This window comes from Flavobacteriales bacterium TMED191 (genome assembly GCA_002171975.2).
Lineage (GTDB): Bacteria > Bacteroidota > Bacteroidia > Flavobacteriales > TMED113.
Window position 1 is genome coordinate 1 of record NHIO02000057.1, and the last position, 15374, is coordinate 15374.

At 29.9% G+C, this 15374-nt stretch carries 15 protein-coding genes and 2 tRNA genes; 3 read left to right on the plus strand and 14 right to left on the minus strand.

What is annotated here, in order from left to right:
* Positions 1-533, plus strand: a 533-nt coding sequence (locus tag CBD51_006695) for a T9SS C-terminal target domain-containing protein (GenBank protein RPG57702.1), incomplete at its 5' end; no start/stop codon positions are given.
* Positions 533-1432: a TIGR01777 family protein gene (locus tag CBD51_006700; GenBank protein ID RPG57703.1), complete on the plus strand. Its 900-nt coding sequence runs from the start codon at positions 533-535 to the stop codon at positions 1430-1432. The genes CBD51_006695 and CBD51_006700, both read left to right, overlap by 1 nt.
* Here the strand turns inward: CBD51_006700 and CBD51_006705 are convergent, their stop codons facing one another.
* The 11 genes from CBD51_006705 to CBD51_006755 all read right to left on the minus strand — a co-directional run bounded on the left by CBD51_006705 (position 1433) and on the right by CBD51_006755 (position 9614).
* Positions 1433-1909 carry a hypothetical protein gene (locus tag CBD51_006705; protein RPG57704.1) on the minus strand — a complete coding sequence of 159 codons (477 nt, stop codon included), beginning with the start codon at positions 1907-1909 and terminating at the stop codon, positions 1433-1435.
* 38 nt (positions 1910-1947) lie between these two features.
* Positions 1948-2613 (minus strand): hypothetical protein, encoded by a 666-nt coding sequence (locus CBD51_006710; GenBank protein ID RPG57705.1) that lies wholly within the window; start codon positions 2611-2613, stop codon positions 1948-1950.
* Positions 2614-2651: 38 nt separating this feature from the next.
* Positions 2652-2726: transfer RNA gene (locus tag CBD51_006715), tRNA-Val, on the minus strand.
* A gap of 44 nt (positions 2727-2770) precedes the next feature.
* Positions 2771-2848, minus strand: a tRNA-Val gene (locus CBD51_006720).
* A gap of 28 nt (positions 2849-2876) precedes the next feature.
* Positions 2877-4094: a bifunctional folylpolyglutamate synthase/dihydrofolate synthase gene (locus tag CBD51_006725; protein RPG57706.1), complete on the minus strand. Its 1218-nt coding sequence runs from the start codon at positions 4092-4094 to the stop codon at positions 2877-2879.
* The gene (locus CBD51_006730) at positions 4094-4816 is read right to left on the minus strand and encodes a hypothetical protein (protein ID RPG57707.1); all 723 of its coding nucleotides are present in this window, start codon (positions 4814-4816) and stop codon (positions 4094-4096) included. The genes CBD51_006725 and CBD51_006730 overlap by 1 nt, the downstream gene beginning before the upstream one ends.
* Before the next feature lie 4 nt (positions 4817-4820).
* Complete coding sequence (locus CBD51_006735) at positions 4821-5210, minus strand: biopolymer transporter ExbD (GenBank protein ID RPG57708.1); 390 nt, start codon at positions 5208-5210, stop codon at positions 4821-4823.
* Entirely contained in the window at positions 5210-5923 is a 714-nt protein-coding gene (locus tag CBD51_006740; protein ID RPG57709.1) for a MotA/TolQ/ExbB proton channel family protein, read from the minus strand. Before CBD51_006740 ends, CBD51_006735 begins: the two co-directional genes overlap by 1 nt.
* 16 nt (positions 5924-5939) lie before the next feature.
* The gene (locus CBD51_006745) at positions 5940-7232 is read right to left on the minus strand and encodes a sodium:proton antiporter (GenBank protein RPG57710.1); all 1293 of its coding nucleotides are present in this window, start codon (positions 7230-7232) and stop codon (positions 5940-5942) included.
* Positions 7229-8476, minus strand: a complete 1248-nt coding sequence (locus CBD51_006750; GenBank protein ID RPG57711.1) for an amino acid dehydrogenase — start codon at positions 8474-8476, stop codon at positions 7229-7231. The genes CBD51_006745 and CBD51_006750 overlap by 4 nt, the downstream gene beginning before the upstream one ends.
* 70 nt (positions 8477-8546) lie before the next feature.
* Positions 8547-9614, minus strand: coding sequence for an anhydro-N-acetylmuramic acid kinase (locus CBD51_006755; GenBank protein RPG57712.1), 1068 nt, complete (start codon positions 9612-9614; stop codon positions 8547-8549).
* A gap of 59 nt (positions 9615-9673) precedes the next feature.
* Here CBD51_006755 and CBD51_006760 point away from each other — a divergent pair, with 59 nt between their 5' ends.
* Positions 9674-10813, plus strand: a complete 1140-nt coding sequence (locus tag CBD51_006760; GenBank protein RPG57713.1) for an acyl-CoA dehydrogenase — start codon at positions 9674-9676, stop codon at positions 10811-10813.
* Here the strand turns inward: CBD51_006760 and CBD51_006765 are convergent.
* The 3 genes from CBD51_006765 to CBD51_006775 form a co-directional block, all read right to left on the minus strand.
* A complete protein-coding gene (locus CBD51_006765) occupies positions 10800-12905 on the minus strand; it encodes a choice-of-anchor B family protein (protein RPG57714.1) in 2106 nt (701 codons plus the stop codon). The genes CBD51_006760 and CBD51_006765 overlap by 14 nt on opposite strands.
* Positions 12906-12969: 64 nt before the next feature.
* Positions 12970-13332: a hypothetical protein gene (locus CBD51_006770; GenBank protein RPG57715.1), complete on the minus strand. Its 363-nt coding sequence runs from the start codon at positions 13330-13332 to the stop codon at positions 12970-12972.
* Between the two features lie 8 nt (positions 13333-13340).
* Positions 13341-15368: a hypothetical protein gene (locus CBD51_006775; protein ID RPG57716.1), complete on the minus strand. Its 2028-nt coding sequence runs from the start codon at positions 15366-15368 to the stop codon at positions 13341-13343.
* Between the last annotated feature and the right edge of the window lie 6 nt (positions 15369-15374).

Sequence of the window (15374 nt, forward strand, 5' to 3'; positions counted from 1 at the left end):
AAATTGAGTTAAATAATGAAAATGCATGCTTCACAGATATAATACTCCTAATTAACAGCTCCAATGAGTCCTTTAGTTGGGAGGGTTCCGGTGGAATAATTGGTGAACTTGATGAATTTGAATTATGTAATGCTGATTGGTGTATTGAATCATTTGCATATGATCCAAATTACAGTGAAATATATTTAAGCTTTATTAACGAAGGCACATATGTTTTAAATACATTTATTAATGAGTGTCCGGAACTGACTAACACAATTACATTCAATGTGGTAGAAAACTGTAGTTCTGCAAATTTAGAAACACACCTCAATTTTCAGATGTTTTTAGATGCAAATAATAATTTAAATATTAATAATCTAGAGCAACCATCAAGCTTAGAAATTTACAATACTATTGGAAAAAAATTGATAGAATCAAACATCAATAAAAAAAATAATCTTATCCAATTAAATCAGTATAGTAAAGGAATATATACTATTCAAATACATAATGAAAACTCCTCATTTAGTAAAAAAATCTATATTAATTGATGAAAGAAAAAGTGTTAATCACTGGAGCAGGTGGATTAATAGCCAAAAATTTAGGCAAAATATTACTTCATTCTGGATATAATATTTGCTTTTTAAGTTCTAATAAAAAAAATCTTAGTTCAAATACCTTTTACTGGAATTTTGAAGAAAAATATATTGATGAAAATGCTTTACACAATGTAGACCATATAATCCATTTAGCAGGATATAATATTGCCAGTAATTGGAACAAAAAAAATAAAAAATTAATGCGAGATAGTAGACTCAAAACATCCGAGTTAATTTATAATAAGTTTGTAGACTTAAAAACTTATCCTAAAACATTTATTAGTGCCTCTGCCATGGGATATTATGGTTTTAACCAAAATGGGACAAAAAATGAAACAGAAAAACCCGGCACTGACTGGATGGCACAACTATGTGTTGATTGGGAAAGTTGCGCAGATCAATTTACTAAACTTGGATCTAATGTAATAAAACTAAGACTTCCTTTAGTACTAGATAAAAATGCTGAAATATTAAAAAAATCATTAATGAGCTTTTATTTTGGTTTTGGAGTAGTATTTGCAAATGGCCAACAAAAATTACCTTGGATTCATATTGAAGATGTTGTCCGTTTTATTGCCTTTGCATTAAAAAATAAAAAAATAAAAGGCGTCTATAATATAGCAAGCAGAGATAATATATCTCATTATCAATTTATTGATATGATTAAAAAAGTAAAATATACATATTCCATGCTGATATATATGCCTCAATTACTTATAAAACTTATATTTTTTAAAAAACATGTTTTATTACTAAACAATATTTCTTTAGATACAAAAAAAATACAAAATGAGAATTTTGAACTAAAATATCCTACAATAGAAAAAGCTATAACAAACTTACTATTATAGCTATTTATTTCTCCTAAATCCTATTTTTTTCTTTTTCACTTTATTTAATGAATTTTCAATTTCTTCATGAGTTTGAGGGGAAATTCTAATTTCTACATCTAATGCCTTCGCCATCATATCGTGCCATTCTTGTTGTTGTTGAGAAAAGTAATTATCAGATCGAGCAATGTTCCGGATGTCCATTAAAAAATATTCTCTCTGAGCTATGTTGAAATTAGGCTGTTGCTTTAAAAACTCAATCATTGAAAACATTACGCCTATTTGATCATGAATAGTTTTTATATTTTCACGCCCCCATGCTATAGTTTCCAAAATCACCTGATTAAGCTTTTCCTTTTGGCTCCCAGACCATCTCAACATGAAATTTGTAATTATTTTTTTTTCTGAATTTGCAAGCCTACCATCAGTAGTAAATGCAAAACTCTGATAAATAAAAAATATACAATGTAAAGTGTTTAAATTTGTTTTTGTTTCCATATGAGTGTTTTTAAATATTAACTAAAAAAATATTTTGACTACCATTTTCCGTACATAGGATTAGGAAAAATAAATTTATTTACACCAAACTTGTAATTTTTGTCCTCAGGAAAATCCCCCATTGCATCACCAAAATAAGCAATAATTTTTTTTGCTCCATGTGCCTTCATTCTGTTCTTTCCTAAAAAAACCTCATCCCTTCTATTAATCTTAGTATCATTTTTATCAAGCTTCAACAAAAAAATATCATCGCTAAAAAAAACCCCTAAATCTTTCATATTATTTTTTGTAGCCATTAAAGTAGTGTTATCTCTATTACTTAAAAAAATAATTTTAGCATCTTTAATTTTTTTATATCTTAAAATGAAGTCCTTGGATCCAGGCACTAATTTAGCTTCTTCTCGTTTAACCCATTTATTCCAACTTTTTGGATTATATTCTTCTGACTTATTAAATAAATTTATCTGATATTGTGAATTATCTAAAACTGTTTCATCTAAATCCATAATAATCACTGGCTCATCTAAAGAAGCAACTTTATTTCTTATTGAAATCCATGCATTAAAATAAATTTGTTCACATAAAGATTTATATTCTGAAGATTGAGTCACCCATTGAACATCATTAGGCAACACTTTACTCTCTTGACTAATAGCAAAGAAGGAAATAATAATAAGTAGATACAAAACCCATCTATTTTTCATAATAATATTTTTTATTTTTTTCTTGTTTAAATAATAAGTGGACCATACTGGATTCGAACCAGTGACTTCTACCCTGTCAAGGTAACACTCTAAACCAACTGAGTTAATGGTCCTTAGTTAAAAAAAAATCCCTCTATTTAAAAGGGATTTATTGTTTTAGTGGGCGATACTGGATTCGAACCAGTGACCCCCTGCTTGTAAGGCAGGTGCTCTGAACCAACTGAGCTAATCGCCCCAATAGAGAATGCAAATATATAAATCTTTCATGCTTTATCTAAATATTTTAGAAAATCTGATACAACAAATGTACTTCCACAAATACAAATTAAGTCATTTTCATCTGTTTTACTTAGTAAATAATCATATGCCTCAAATGAAAAATCAAATACTTCGTAAGTTAAATTATATCGATCAAAATACTTTGAAAGCTTATTTGGGTCTAATATTCTTGAATTATAACTTCCAGTTAAATAATAAGTAAAGTTCGAAGGAAACAAGGAAATTATAGAATTAATATCCTTGTCATGAGAAAGACCTAATATAATGGAAGTTTTTTTATTCAATTTTAATAGCTGACCTACAACCAATTTCATTGAATTATAATTATGAGCGATGTCACAAATAACCTTAGGTTTTTTATTTAATACTTGCCAACGTCCTAAAAGTCCAGTGTTCTTCACTACATTTAGTAAACCATTTACAATATTTACATCTGTAATATCATAAATAGGTCTCAGAATATCTACAGCACTTATACAGGTGTTAATATTTTTATTTTGATATTCTCCTTTTAAATCAGAATTATAATTATAATTAGATGAATAATATATTGGTGCATTTAATTTTTTTGCATTTTTCTCAATTATATATGAACATGAATTCTTTTCACCTATCAAGATAGGAGTGTTCTTTTTGACTATACCAGCCTTTTCATTTGTTATTGACTCAAGGGAGTTTCCTAATAAATTAGTATGATCAATTGAAGTATTCGTAATAATAGATAAAATTGGACAAATTACATTTGTCGCATCTAAACGTCCACCTAGACCCACCTCTATAATTGCAAAATCGACTTTTTCAGAAATAAAATAATCAAATGCCATAGCAACATTCATTTCAAAGAATGACATATGAATTTTTTCAAAGTATCTTTTATATTTATTTATAAAATCTTCCACAAATACTTTTGATATTTTAATGCCATCTATCCTAATTCTTTCTCTGAAGTCTAATATATGAGGAGAAGTAAATAAACCTACTTTATATCCTGATTGTTGTAATACGGAACATAACATGTGTGCAACAGAGCCTTTACCATTTGTTCCTGCAATATGAATTGATTTAAATTGTGAAAGATCGAAGTTATGTTTATCAAAAAAAAATTTAACATTATCAATATCTTCCTTGTATGCAGATTTACCTTTTTCCTGATAAGATGGGAGCTGGTTATAGATCCAATGTATCGCCTCATTAAAATTCATCAATTTCGATAAAAATTATACGTTATTTGGCCGATTTGGATTTCAGGAGCATCATAGTAGGGTGTCCAAGTAGTGCTAAGAGCAGCAATTTTTGCTTCATTTAGTAGACATGATGCAGATTCAGTTGTTCCTCTAACTCCGGCCTCAGCCTTAATAGTTTTTCCTTGTCTATTCACCCAAACACGAACAACAATAGTTCCTGACTCATCACAATTATATTGGGGTTTGATTTTGACTACAGCAAATCTATTGTCCGATAAGATGTAACCGTCATTCTTTTCGTTAATTTCTAAATTATCCACAATGATTGTATCCTCCATATTTTCATTAAATAATTCTTGAGATGATTGAGGTTGATTTAATTTATCGAGAGCCTGTTCTAGCTCAAGACTAATATAAACCTCCTCCTTCGTTTCATTGTCTTGAAAAGTGACCGTATCTTCATCATTAGGTAGCACAGTGTCATCTTCTTTTTCTTTAATTAATTTTTCGACATTTTTCACCTGATCAATTAATTCATTCTCTATTGATTGATTATCCTGAACAAGAGTTGTTTCTTGTATTTCATGTAGACTTTCGTATGGTAAATATTGAACCTCAATACCTTCAGGGGGTAAAATAAAATTCGATCCCATTGTAGAATAAATACATACAATAATAAATACTACATGAAACAACAAAGTTCCAAAAAAACCTAATCTTTTATTTCTAGAATTAAACATAGTATTAATTAGGTTGTGTGGCTAAAACAATCTTAAAATTATTACGATATGCTACATCCATAACTTCTACGACATATTCTAAAGGAATAGTTTGTGCAGCTCTTAAAATGATTGTAGTATCATTTCCTTTCATATGTGTTTGAATTTTGGATTCTAAAAAAATTCTTTCAATGGATTCATTATTAATAAAGTATCTCAAATCTTCGGTAATTGAAATAGATATAGTTTGTTTTTTAAGGGGTTGAGCAGAACTTGAAGGCAACACAATGTCAAGAGCATTAGTTGTTACTAAAGTGGATGTCAACATAAAAAATATTAGCAATAAGAATACGATATCTGTCATTGAAGACATACTGAAATTGGGATTGATTTTATTTTCTGATTTTAAAAACATTAATTATTCTTTTGATCATAAATTAAATCTAAAAACTCAATCACAGTAGATTCCATTTCAAATACTGCTTTAGAAATTTTTGATACTAAATAATTATAACTTATATAGGCCATAATTCCAACAAATAATCCAGCAATAGTAGTTGTCATGGCAGTATAAATTCCTCTTGACAACATTTCAATATCTATTTGCCCACCTGAACTTGCCATCTCATAAAATGCAAGGACCATACCAATTACAGTTCCTAGAAACCCAATCATGGGGGCACTACCAGATATTGTACCTAATATTGCTAAATTATTTTCTAATTTAGATAACTCTAATTTTCCTATATTATTTATTGAAACTGAAATATCTTCAAGTGACTTGTCAATTCTAACAATGCCCTTTTCTAAAATTCTAGCTATTGGAGTATCAGTATTTTGGCATAAATCAATCGCAGATGAATGCTTTCCATCATACAAAAAATCTTTAATTGAATTAAAAAAATAATCATCTTTTTGTAATGCTTTTTTAATAGTAAAATATCTTTCTAAAAAGAGATAAATTGTTATAAAAGATAAAAGAAATAAAAATATAATGATAACCTGACCAGCTACTCCACCTTGAAAAAACAAATCTATTACAGAAATATCATCTGTATAAATTCCTAAATCACTAGATTCTTGAATTAATAAGCTATCTAATTGACAAAAATTAAAATAATAAAACATAATAATTTGATTTAATTTATAAAAACTGTAAAATGATATAGGCAAGAGCACCATAAATATAACCTATAAAAGCTAAAAATGATATCTTTTTTAAATACCACATAAAATCTATTTTTAAAATACCCATTACAGCTACACCTGCTGCAGATCCAATAATTAAAACACTTCCTCCTGTGCCCGCGCAATATGCTAAAAATTCCCAAAAAGTGCCATCCTGTGCAAAGGGACCTACTGAATCAATAGGGTACATACCCATAGCTGCTGCTACTAATGGAACATTATCTACAATAGCCGACATTAAACCTACAATTACATTAATAACGTAAATATTGCCAATTGTATTATTTAAATAATTAGCAAGGGAATTTAAAATACCTGCTGACTGTAAACAAGAAACTGCTAATAGAATTCCTAGAAAGAAAAAAATCGTAGGTGTTTCCACTTTCTTTAATACTCCTATTACAGTTAAGTTGGATTTTTCTTCTAGATTTTTTGACCTATGTAGTACTTCAGTTACAACCCACAGAACACCTAAACTAAGTAACATACCCATATAAGGAGGAAGATGTGTAACTGTTTTAAAAACAGGGACAAATAACAAACCTGCAACACCTAATGAAAAAACTAAATTTCGTTCAAATGAAGTTGTAAGATTTAATTGATTTTCAACAGAATTATGATTTTTTGGTCTTATAATTTTTCCTTTAAGAGTAAATGATAAATAAATTAATGGAGCCAACATACAAATTAAACTAGGAATAAAAATTGAAGTTATAATATTGAGTGCCGATACTTGGCCCCCGATCCATAACATAATTGTTGTAACATCACCGATAGGTGACCATGCTCCTCCGGCGTTACATGCTAATATAACCATACCTCCAAAAAACCAAATATCATCTTTACCCTTAATTATCTTAGGTAGTAAAGCTGCCATAACAATTGCTGTTGTAAGATTATCAAGCACTGCTGAAAAGAAAAAACTTAAAATCGATATAATCCATAACAGTTTAATTCTATCTGATGTTTTTATTTTATTTGTAATAATAGAAAATCCTTGATGAGAATCAACTAATTCAACTATTGTCATAGCACCTAGTAAAAAAAATAGAATTTCAGAAATATGAACTAAGTGATATTGTAACTCTTTTGAAATTTGATAATAACCCGAATCCGCACACAAAACTAAAATAGTCCAACAAATAACCCCTGTCACAATTGCTGTTGCAGCCTTATCAATTTTAATAGGATGTTCAAAAGCAATACACAAATAGCCGAGAAAAAAAATTATAATCAATGTTGTAATCACGATGAATTTTGTTTAGTTAATAATTTATTTAATGCAATTTCTAGAGCTGTAGAAGTTATGTTAACATTACTTGAACTATGCTCATAACATTCTAACAAAGCTTTATATATTATTTTAGAACAATCTTCAAATATATCCTTATCGGTTAGTAAGACTCTTCTTTCAGACATTAAATATGCAAAAACTCTAGCCATTCCACAATTTGAAATAAAGTCAGGAATAACACTCATATTTTTATCTGCATGCTCAGCAATTGAGCCATAAAATATTTCTTTATTAGCAAAGGGAACATTAGCACCTGATGAAATAAGCTGAACACCTGAGTTAAGTAGTCTGTTAACTTGATCTAACTCTAATAATCTAGAAGCAGCACATGGAATAAATACATCAGCCTTTAGATCCCAAATTTGCTTATTTACTTCTTCAAAAGCAATTAGATTTGGGGATATTAATTTATTATTTTCCTTATTCAAAAAAAGTTTCTTAATCTCTTCAGTTGAAAATCCATTTGTATTTATAAGTCCGCCATTAATATCAATTATACCTACGATCAAAGCACCAAACTTGGACAGATAATAAGCAGCAGAAGAACCTACATTTCCCCAGCCCTGAACAATGACTCTTTTATTTTTAAAATCACCTCCCCATATTTTATAATAATGTTTAATTGACTCCGCAACTCCGTATCCCGTAATCATATCAGCAACCACAATATTTTTATATAAACTGGGCGTATAGTTTTCATCTTCTAGTCTTTTTTTTACACCATACCTTAATTGACCTATCCGATTTATTTTCTCAGATGATGAGGGTGAATAATGTCCTGAAAAAATACCTTCCTGAGGGTGCCATACACCACAATCTTCAGTAATAGGAATTACTTCAGATACTTCGTCAATATTTAAATCTCCGCCTGTACCGTAATAATTTTTTAACAATGGAGCAACAGCCTTATACCACCTTAATAAAACATCCTGTTTACGTGGGTCCGAAGGGTCAAAGTTAATACCTGATTTTGCGCCTCCAATAGCAGGACCACAAATAGTAAACTTAACTTCCATTGTTTTAGCAAGGGATAGAACTTCGTATTTTGTCAATCCTTTTCTCATTCTTGTACCGCCTCCAGCAGCTCCCCCTCTTAAAGAATTTATTACTACCCAACCAATTGCATCTGATTGTGGGTCTTTCCATTCAAAAACAATTTCTGGAGATTTATTTTCGTATTCTTGTAATAAAGATTTCATATAAAAAAGTTAATCAAAAATAATAACTAAAAAACATAATATATGCTATATATATATTTTTTTTTAAACATTATAATAAGTATATGTCACCTGAAGAATGATCTCTTTTTGCACCAGTTGCAGACGAAAGACAATTTGTTTGTTTCAAAGACCTAAGCACACCTAAAAAACCAAATACAATTGCTTCTTTAAAACATATAATTTCACGAGAAGGAAGAAGTAATGAACTCATGTAGTTTTTTTCAATACGCGCAATTAAATTAGTGTTGAATGCACCACCGCCCGTAACTAAAATTTTATTTAAGTCTAATTGTAAAAAAACCTTAGATAACTGTACAGCAATATGCTCTGATATTGTAGCTAATAAATCATGTTTATTTAAAGACACTTTACTCAAAATGGGAAGAAAAAATGAATCAACATATTCCATACCTAAAGATTTTGGATGTGAAGAATAATAATAATCTATTTCATTTAAAGATTTTAATAAATTTTTATCTACAGTTCCTTTTGATGCCAATTTACCATCCATATCAAAATCTTGACCAAGTTGATTAGCAATATTATTTAATAAAATATTACATGGACAAATATCAAAAGCAAAACGCGAAGAATGTTTCTCGTAGGAAATATTGGCAATTCCACCTAAATTTAAACAAGCATCAAATTCAGAAAACAATAATCTATCTCCAATAGGCACTAAAGGTGCACCCTGCCCTCCAAGGTCAATATCTTGCTGTCTAAAATTACATACAACAGGCAAACCTAATCTTTTAGAAATAATACTTCCCGAACCAATTTGAGTGGTAAAACCCTTCATAGGCTCATGAAAAATAGTGTGACCATGTGAAGAGATTAAATCAACAGATACATCATGCTTTTTTATAAAACTTATAATAAAATCTGAGATCAGGTGCCCGAATTTTTCATCTAAAAAATTAATAGATAATTCTTTTTTATAGGCTTGAATAAAATTTATCTTTATATCCTTACTATAAAAAAAAGTTTCTGCTTGTATCAGCTTAAATTGCCATTTTTCTTTTTTTCTATAATATTGTACATAAGCAATATCGAGACCGTCCATTGAAGTACCTGACATAGTAGCAATAACCGAAAATTTGTTTGTTATATTTATCATTTTTATAAAGTTAAAATAGAAAAAAAAGAATTATTTTAGAAGATAAATTTTGATTAAATATGAATTTTGAACTATCCAGCGAACAAAAGTTAATTCGAGAAACTGCAAGAAATTTTGCCAAAAATGAGTTATTACCAGGAGTAATTGAAAGAGATGAAAATAAAGAATTTCCAAAATCTCAAATAGCGAAAATGGCAGAAATGGGTTTTTTAGGCATGATGGTAAATCCCAAATACAGTGGTGGTGGAATGGATACAGTTTCTTATGTTTTAGCGATGGAAGAAATATCAAAAGTTGATGCATCATGTTCAGTAATTATGTCTGTAAACAATTCACTAGTTTGCTGGGGAATTGAAAAATATGGTTCCGAAGCACAAAAAGAAAAATACCTTCCTAAACTAGCAAAAGGAGAAATCATTGGAGCATTTTGTCTTTCAGAACCTGAAGCTGGATCAGATGCAACATCTCAAAAAACTACTGCCATTGAAAAAGACGATCACTATATATTAAACGGTACGAAAAATTGGATTACCAATGGAAGTACTGCGTCAATTTATTTAGTTATTGCTCAAACTGATATTTCAAAAGGTCATAAAGGCATCAATGCATTTATTGTTGAAAAAAACACAGAAGGTGTAACTGTCGGGCCAAGAGAAAATAAACTTGGAATCAGAAGTTCTGATACCACTTCTATAATGTTTACCGATGTTAAAGTACCCAAAAAAAATAGAATTGGTGAAGATGGCTTTGGATTTAAGTTTGCCATGAAAACATTAGAGGGAGGACGTATTGGGATTGCTGCACAAGCTCTTGGTATTGCATCTGGTGCTTATGAATTAAGCCTCAATTATGCTAAGGAAAGAAAAGCCTTTGGAAAAGAAATTTTCAAACATCAAGCAATTGCATTTAAATTAGCAGATATGGCAACAGAGATTGATTGTGGAAGATTACTATGCATAAAAGCAGCATGGCAAAAAGATAATAACTTAGACTATTCACAAACTAGTTCTATGGCTAAGTTATATTGTGCTGAAAAAGCAATGAGGATAACAACCGAAGCTGTTCAAATCCACGGAGGATATGGCTTTGTAAAAGAATATCATGTTGAGAGATTAATGAGAGATGCAAAAATTACACAAATCTATGAGGGCACATCCGAGATTCAAAAAATTGTAATATCAAGATCTATTTTAAAGTAATCTTTTTAGCTACTGTCCCATCATTAAATATTTCTACAGTGAACATTTGACCATTTGTCTCTCTACCAAGTAAGTCTGTAAACCTAACAATCAAATTCTTTTTGTTATCCTCCAATAATGAAACATTATTATCAACAATAATTTCTACTAATAAAGGGTCACTTGCACAAGTTCTATCAAACGAAATATTCCAATCATAAAAATAATAATAATAATCTGTTGAAGAGCCTACATTACCTTCTCCATTATCATAATAACCTTCAGTAATTTCTAATATGTTATTTACAGCAAATGGAAAGTTTGGCAAGCCACCAGTAGTTCTTTTAAGCATTGGGTTATTGTCTCCAAAATTATCATTATTCATTTGAGTATTTGTAGTTAATAAATAATCAGAACCAGGGTTAATATTCCAACCTAAATCAATTATATAACCATTATTTGGTGCAGCTGGAATATCTACAAGAACATCGAAAAGTAAATTATCATTACTATCTCTCAACTCAATTGTTCTGTTGCCAGGGGTATCTGTATAAACTTTAACACTATTTAATGAAAAATCAGAATAACAATTAAATAACAAACCACCATTATATACTGTACCACTATAATCTGCATTATTACCAGTTCCCTCATGGTTGGGCTCACCAGTATTAATTGAAGAACTTTCAACAACTGCTTCATTAATTACTGAAAAAAAAGTGTTTTCAATAATAGGTCCTGAATTAAAAATAGGTCCATCATTTACAATATTTCCTTCCAAATCCATATAAATAACCAAGTTATTAGATGGAGATTGACAATCTAAAGAAACTGATTGACCATAATTTACCATATAAATCAAACCATCAGAACATATCGGTAAATCAACAACAAAATTGTCACAAAAATACTCACATGAACCATCATCAATGGTAGCAAAAGAGTTATAATTTTCTGCTTCTAAATCCATACAACCTAAAAATTCACAAGTACCATCATTAATTGTGGCATCTGGATCAAAATTAGATGCATTTTCATTAGTACAACCAAAACCTTCATATGCACCATATGGTGTGTGTAATATAAATAAACCTTCTTGTTGATCCGTAGCTAGTATTAATCCCGAGGGCAAATATGGATAAGCCCCCCAACAACCATCAAAAGACCCGCCTGTCATAGGAGATGTGTCGTAGTAAGCAACTTCGATTAAATTAAAAGGATTACTTGCGTCAATTACCGTAACTCCTGATGTATAATACGAAGTCACCAAATAATCTCCAAATACATGGGTATTATGTGGAATGACATTTTCCTGGTTTCCATTAGCCCCATCACCAGTCCATTCTTGGACTAAGTCTATTTCCTGAATATCATATATATCTGAAACATCATAGGAACCAACATAGCAGCCAGCTGTTTCGTCTGTTGTGAATAAATAATTATTATCATCAGAAATCCAAGCATTATGAGTAAACTGACAAGATGTTGGATAAGAGGACATAATAGATGGATTTGATTTATCCGATACATCTATAATAGAAAATACACCTGCATAAATAGCAGAGCCCCAAAGTGTATCGCCTCTAACCATACCATCATGTAGATAATAATCATCAAAAATTCCAGCTAAAACAGGATTCATTGGATCATTCGTCAAATCTAAAATAACTGCTCCTCCATTGCCTGTATCAGTACCAAAAATATATGCATATCCATTTTCATCAATATAAATATTATGAGATGTAGTAAAGAACTCCTCAGTATATACATATGTTTGACCCGTTAAGTCGCTCAAATCTACAATCAACAATCCATCTTCAGCTTCAGTGGTAACATAAGCATATTTACCCCAAGTTTTCACATCTCTCCAAGTAGAACTGCTACCGTCTATAAAAAACAACTCTGTTGGCTCAGAGGGATTAGATATATCAACAACAGAAAAACCCGTAACAGTACCCACTAAAGCATATTCATTGCCACCGTCTGCATAGCCCCATATATCATTTGTTCCTTGTGAGTATGGTAAATTACCAACTAAATCCATATTTAAACTTTCTTGAGCATATAGAATTAATGACATTAAGCCAGCGATAGATAAAATTATTTTTTTCATACTTAAATTATTTCAAAATTAAAACAAAGATACAAATTAGAATATACATTCTAATTAAAGAAAATTAATTACGTCCGTAATTAATTTTTTTGTAATTGACTTTTATTTCTTTAAAACCCTCCGAAAACATATCAACTATTTCAGCTTTTATAGAATTTCTAATACAATTCAAATCTCTTACTTGAAGGGCTAACCGTCCTATTTCATCAAGTGGCAATTTAGTTCCTTTTCTAATGTCTCCCTCTGTATCCCATATCTTTCCATTAATATCGTACATTCGCTCAATAAAATCTTCTAAATTAACTTTATAGTTAAGTATTTCTTCTTTATATACATGAAGTTCATTTTTAACGTCTTCGTCAGTTCTTTCTGACTTTAACCTAGTAATAGTAAATCGATCTATTATTTCAGATATTGGCATTTTCATAGCGCAAATTATTTCAGGTTATTTTTTGATTTGAACGACTCCAAACCACAATTTAAATAATTAATATAGTTATTTACATTTTTTGCATAACTGTAACCAATAGGATGAGCTAACAATTCCTCATCTGGACTCATTAAAACATATAAAGGTTGTGTGTTGTTTGCAAAAGTTAAACTCTGCAGTGTACTCCACTTATTACCTATTGTTTTTATCTTCTTTTTCTTAACATTACCATCTCTAGTCACAATATCAACAGTCTCCTGTAATTCTTCAGGCAATAGAGTTTTTTCATCAACATATAATGATATAACAACATAATCATTATCTAATATTTTTTTTACATCTTTTTCTACCCAAATTGCTTCTTCTATCTTTCGACAATTAACACAAGCTTGGCCTGTAAAATCAATCATAATTGGCATGTTAGATTTTTTAGCATACTCAAGACCTAACTCATAATCTTTAAAAATATTTTTTATTTCATGTTCTGGGTTCAAGTATGAGTAATACTTAGCTGGAGGAAAGCCACTCAATAAATTATGATGCCACCAACTTTTTCCGATAATGCCAGGAAATAAATATATAGCAAATGAAAATGTTAAAACTGCAAACGAAATTCGACCAAATCCTAAATTTGTTTTTTGACTATCATGAGGAAACTTAATCACACCAATTAAGTATAAAAATAGACCCATAAATGTTAAAAACCATAAAAAGAAAAATGTTTCTCTTTTTATCAAGCCCCACTGCTCTACAAGATCAGCATTAGATAAAAACTTAATTGCTAAGGCGATCTCTAAAAAGCCTAAAATTACTTTAACTGTATTTAACCATCCACCCGATTTAGGTAATGACTTCAGCCAAGTGGGGAAAGCAGCAAATAATGTAAAAGGGAATCCAAGTGCTAAACCAAATCCTGCCATTGCAAGACTTAATTTTACAGAAACCATAGCTGTTTCAAATCCAAAAAAACTTACAGTATCTGCAGTTGCCGAAGATAAAGTGCCAGCTAGCAATGATCCTAAAATTGGACCGGTGCAAGAGAACGAAACAATAGCTAAAGTTAGAGCCATAAAAAATATTCCCACTATACCACCAATATCACGACCTGAACCAGCTGTATTACTCCAACTACTTGGTAGCGTAATTTCAAAATATCCGAAAAATGAAATTGCAAACACAAGAAAAATAAAAAAGAAACTAATATTTAACCATGGATTTGTAGAAATTTCATTGAGAACTTCTGGATTAATATTTGGCATTAAATGAAAAGGTAAACTTAAAAAACTATATGTCAAAAATATAAATAAACCATATAGACCTGCATTATATATTGCTTTTGATTTATTACTAGAACCTTTAGTAAAAAAACTAACTGTAAGAGGAATCATGGGAAAAACACACGGTGTTAAAAGGGCAATAAATCCACCGACTATTCCTAATAAAAAAATCCCCCACAATGATTTTTCAGATTTTTTTTCACCGCAGTCGCCAATTGGATTATCAAGATCAATGGAGGCAATTTTATATTTATTATTTACGCCTAAGTGTTTTTGATTGTCATTTAATAATAAGTGATTCTTAGTTTTTTTTTTTAAATCAAATAACATATCTACATAATCAGGGGGCAAACACATAGTTGAGTTACATACCATAAACTCTAATTCTCCTTTTACAAAAGATAATGTATCATTTACCAATTTAATCTTTTGTTTAAAAATAGCCTTGTTCTGAAATGAGGATAATTCCATCTGAAAAACAGGATCAAATTTTGTTATAGTATTAGATTCCATTACAGATTCTATTAATTGATAATTTGAAGAAGGGGCAAACGTAAAGGTGGTTGGCACAGGACCATCTGGATCAACATGTTGTGAATACACATTCCACCCATTTTCAATATCAGCATGAATTACTAAATACCTGGTGTCTTCAGAAAGACTGTCAACAGAAAAAGACCATTGAACAGGGTCTTCTATTTGAGAAAATAAATTAAATGTAAAAATTGTGCATAATAGAAAAATATATTTTTTCATAGTATT